The organism is Dietzia cercidiphylli, assembly GCF_014145145.1.
GTDB classification, from domain to species: Bacteria; Actinomycetota; Actinomycetes; order Mycobacteriales; family Mycobacteriaceae; genus Dietzia; species Dietzia natronolimnaea.
Genome location: NZ_JAALEA010000205.1, coordinates 1 through 4059 on the forward strand (window position 1 = coordinate 1; position 4059 = coordinate 4059).

The window sequence follows — 4059 nt, forward strand, 5'->3', positions numbered from 1 at the left end:
CACCGGCCCCGGGGTGGCGGCGGCGCGGACGCCGGGCGGGAGCAGCCCGGGGACCCCGGCGGGGACGACGAAGCCGTGGAGGAACAGATCGGCCACGACCCTGCGCACGGGTTCCGCCAGCTCCTCGGGGTCCCGACCGGCCCCCGCGGCGGCGAGGACTACGAGATCCTCCAGGGGTAGTGCTCCCATGCGCACCCCTCGGAGAACCGTCGCGGTCAGCGGGTCGATCTCGTGGCGCCAGCGCGCACCGGTGACACGCTCGACCACCACCCTCGATCCGGCCGGTGCGGAGGACCCGGACGCCTCGTCCCCCGGGTCACCGGAGCCCGGTGCCAGGCTCTCCGAGACGTGCAGGTGGACGTCGGGGGAGACGGTGAACACCGTCGCGTCCAGAGCCCGCTCCTGCCCGCCCTGTCGGTCCGATGCCGCCCGCAGCCACGCCATGCGCGCGAAGTAGGCCTCGGCCTCGTCCCCGAGCCCCTCGTCGAACGGGTGGGTGAGGTCCTCGCAGAGCACCGACGACGCGCCGTCGATCCGCCTGAGGAAGACGTATCCGAACCCGACACCGTCGACGCCCCGGTCCTGGAAGTGGTCGAGCCAGGCGTCCGCGGCGCGAGCGGTGGACTCGTCCCTCGGGTCCATGCCCTCGTCCGTGAGCCATGTCCAGACGTAGAGCTCCGGGTCCGAGGTGTCGCGGCGGAGCACCCAGGCCTCCACCCCGTCCGAGGGGATCCACGACGCCACGTGGGTCCGCCAGTCGGTGTCCCGCCGCTCCACCCAGGAGGCCAGGATGACCGCGGTGCCGCCCTGGGTCAGGTGGTCGTGAGCCCCGGACACGACCGTCCGGCTCGCCCCGTCGAGGGCGAGCCCCGACTCCCGGTACGAATGGCCGGGGTCCGAGGGGCCCACCACGAACGGGGGGTTGGCGACGACCCGGTCGAATCGACGAAGAGCCACGGGCTCGTACCAGGGACCGGCGAGCAGCTCCCCGTCCAACCCGTTGATGGCGAGTGTGGCGGACGCCAGGTCCAGACACCGCGGGGTGATGTCCGTACCCGTCGCCGTCCTCGCGGTCTCGAGGGCGTGCACGAGCTGGATGCCGCAGCCGGTGCCGAGGTCGAGTACGGAGTCCACGGGGGAGGTGGGTGTGATCCGGAGGAGGGACAGCGTGGCCTGCCCGACCCCGAGGACGTGGTCGGGCCTCGTGGTGGCGTGGGCCATCGACCCGTCGACGTCGGAGAAGACCCAGCGGGTGCCGTGACCGGTGTCCACGGGCCGGAGGTCGAGGAGCGCCCGGAGGGTCCCCTCCGGCGAGGTCTGACGCGTCCACAGGCCGGCGTCGATCCCGTCGGAGACGGGTGTCCCGGGCAGGGCCGCCACGACCTCGCCCTCGGGGACCGCGTCACCCAGGATGAACAACCGGACCAGGGTCCCGACCGGCCCGGCGGAGCGGGCGTGCCTGCGGACGGACGCCGAGTCCGAGCGGGCGAGCGCCGAGATCGCCTCCGGCCCCAGCGCGTCCTCCAGCCCGGGCACCGTGAAATGGCACTGCCGGAATGACTCCGCCAGGACGGGGGCCAGACGGGTGAGTGTGGGAACTGTCGGGGTCACCGGGCGGGATCGCTCTCGTCGGGTCGGTCGGCTGGGTCCGGGATCCCCGAGGCGGGTCCGTCGCCCGAGGGGTCCCCGTGTGGCTGGTCGTCGTGGGTCGGGCCGTCGTGGGCCGGGCTCTGGTGCGAGGGGCCACCTGTGAGGCCCGGCGGCATCGCGCGGGGCGTGTGGTTGGCCAGCGCACCGGCGGTGTACATCCGCGCCTGCCCCTTGGGCAGCGGAGGCCTGTCGTTGGCGCTGATCACGGCGATCCACGGGATCGGTATGGACCCCGCGACGATGGCCAGTGCAATCCACGGGTTGTTCCAGAGAGCCAGGGAACCCGCGGCGAGGAGCAACGCCGGGATCCGGATGGACATCAGGAGGAAGTACCGCTTCTTCCGCGCCGCGAGCTCGTCCCGGTAGGACTCCCGCGCGGCGGTGATCAGAACGGGCCTCGCGGTGCCGTCCCGATCCTTGGACCGCTTGCGACGGGAGTCGGGTGCCATGGCCCCCAAGGTACTCCGGCGTTGGCGCGCCGACCGTGGCGTGCGGCATCATGAGGGGGTGAGCACCACCCGGACCAAGACACTAGAGCGCCCCGAGGTCACGACGACCGAGGAGACGCAGGACGACGCGCCCAAGTTCTTCCATTACGTGGACAAGAGCAAGATCGCCGAGAGCGCGGTCATGGGCTCCTACGTGATCGCCCTGTGCGGCGAGGTGTTCCCGGTCACCCGGTCCGCCAAGCCCGGCTCTCCCGTGTGCCCGGAGTGCAAGCGCGTCTACGAGACCCTGAAGCCTGGTGAGTGAACCCGGCGCGGTCCCGGGCACCGAGGAGCAGACCGCAGACCCCGCCGCGACGACGGCCGCGGGCGCCCCTCTGCGCGCCTGGCAGCGGACCGCGCTGCGCAAGTACCTCATGGCGCGGCCGAAGGACTTCCTCGCCGTGGCCACCCCCGGCGCCGGTAAGACGACCTTCGGTCTGCGCGTGGCCTCCGAACTCCTGGCCGACCGGACGGTCGACGCGATCACCGTGGTGGCCCCCACCGAGCACCTCAAGTTCCAGTGGGCCGAGGCCGCCGCGAGGGCCGGTATCGCGCTCGATCCCGAGTACTCCAACTCCTCCGGCGCCCTCGCACCGGAGTACCACGGCGTGGTGGTCACCTACGCCCAGGTGGCGTCACACCCGTTCAAGCACCGCGAGCGGACCGCATCCCGCCGTACGCTGGTGATCCTCGACGAGATCCACCACGGCGGTGACGCCAAGAGCTGGGGAGACGGAATCCGTGAGGCGTTCGACGACGCCGAGCGTCGCCTGTCCCTGACCGGCACACCTTTCCGCTCGGACGACAGCCCCATCCCGTTCGTCACCTACGAACCCGACGGCCAGGGGCATCAGCGGTCCAGGGCCGACCACTCCTACGGATACGCCGACGCCCTGGCCGACGGCGTCGTGCGACCCGTCGTTTTCCTCGCCTACTCGGGTGAGGCGCGCTGGCGGACGAACGCCGGCGAGGAGTTCTCCGCCCGACTCGGCGAACCGCTCAGCGCGGACCAGAATTCGCGCGCCTGGCGGGTGGCACTGGATCCCCACGGCGACTGGATGCCGGCGGTGCTCCAGGCGGCGCACACCCGGCTCCGGCAGATCCGTGCGGGTGGAGTGCCCGATGCCGGCGGGCTGGTGATCGCCACCGACCAGGAGCGGGCCCGGGAGTACGCGGCACTGCTCACGGAGATCACCGGGCGGGCCCCCGTCGTCGTCCTCTCCGACGACCCCACGGCCTCGAGCCGGATCGGCACGTTCTCCGCCTCGACGGACGAGTGGATGGTCGCGGTCCGCATGGTCTCGGAGGGTGTGGACGTGCCGCGCCTGAGCGTGGGGGTGTACGCCACCAGCGCCTCGACGCCCCTGTACTTCGCCCAGGCCATCGGCCGGTTCGTCCGGTCCCGGAGGCCGGGGGAGACCGCGTCGGTGTTCCTGCCCTCGGTCCCGGTCCTGTTGCAGCTCGCCTCCCAGATGGAGGCCCAGCGGGATCACGTCCTGGGCAAGCCCCACCGCGAGGACGGGCTCGAGGACGAGTTGCTGGCGCAGGCCAACCAGCAACACGACGAGCCCGACGCGGACGACGAGGACAAGGGGTACATCTCCCTCGGCGCGGACGCCGAACTCGACCAGATCGTCTACGAGGGGTCCTCCTACGGCACGGCCACGTTCGCGGGGAGCGAGGAGGAGGCCGACTACATCGGTCTCCCCGGTCTGCTCGGGGCGGACGACGTCAAGGCACTCCTGCGTCAGCGGGAGAAGGAGCAGATCAGGCGGTCGTCCGGTGAGGGGTCCTCCGCGTCCGGAGCCGTGGCGGTGGTGGGCGTGGGGACGGACCCGACCATCTCCGGCACCACCCTCCCGGGCAACGCCGGCGGCCCGGGCGCGAACGCGGGTGCGGCTGCCGCCCGCGTGGCCTCCGC

At 72.4% G+C, this 4059-nt stretch carries 4 protein-coding genes; 2 read left to right on the top strand and 2 right to left on the bottom strand.

From position 1 onward, the window contains the following. The coding region (locus tag G6028_RS08015) for a DUF7782 domain-containing protein (RefSeq protein WP_182658565.1) at positions 1 to 1611 on the bottom strand (1611 nt) is incomplete at its 3' end. Then, a complete protein-coding gene (locus G6028_RS08020; protein ID WP_182658566.1) occupies positions 1608 to 2099 on the bottom strand; it encodes a DUF3099 domain-containing protein in 492 nt (163 codons plus the stop codon). The genes G6028_RS08020 and G6028_RS08015, both read right to left, overlap by 4 nt. Before the next feature lie 58 nt (positions 2100 to 2157). Here G6028_RS08020 and G6028_RS08025 point away from each other — a divergent pair, with 58 nt between their 5' ends. Together G6028_RS08025 and G6028_RS08030 are read left to right on the top strand one after the other, a co-directional pair. Continuing rightward, on the top strand, positions 2158 to 2403 hold the full coding sequence (locus G6028_RS08025; protein WP_017837712.1) for a DUF3039 domain-containing protein: 246 nt from the start codon (positions 2158 to 2160) through the stop codon (positions 2401 to 2403). After that, positions 2396 to 4059 (top strand): DEAD/DEAH box helicase (locus G6028_RS08030; protein ID WP_422110528.1); only part of this gene is annotated, 1664 nt, incomplete at its 3' end. The genes G6028_RS08025 and G6028_RS08030, both read left to right, overlap by 8 nt.

Excerpts from the sequence above, each read along its gene's own strand:
- G6028_RS08020 (WP_182658566.1), bottom strand. The coding sequence starts at position 2,099 with ATGGCACCCGACTCCCGTCGCAAGCGGTCCAAGGATCGGGACGGCACC.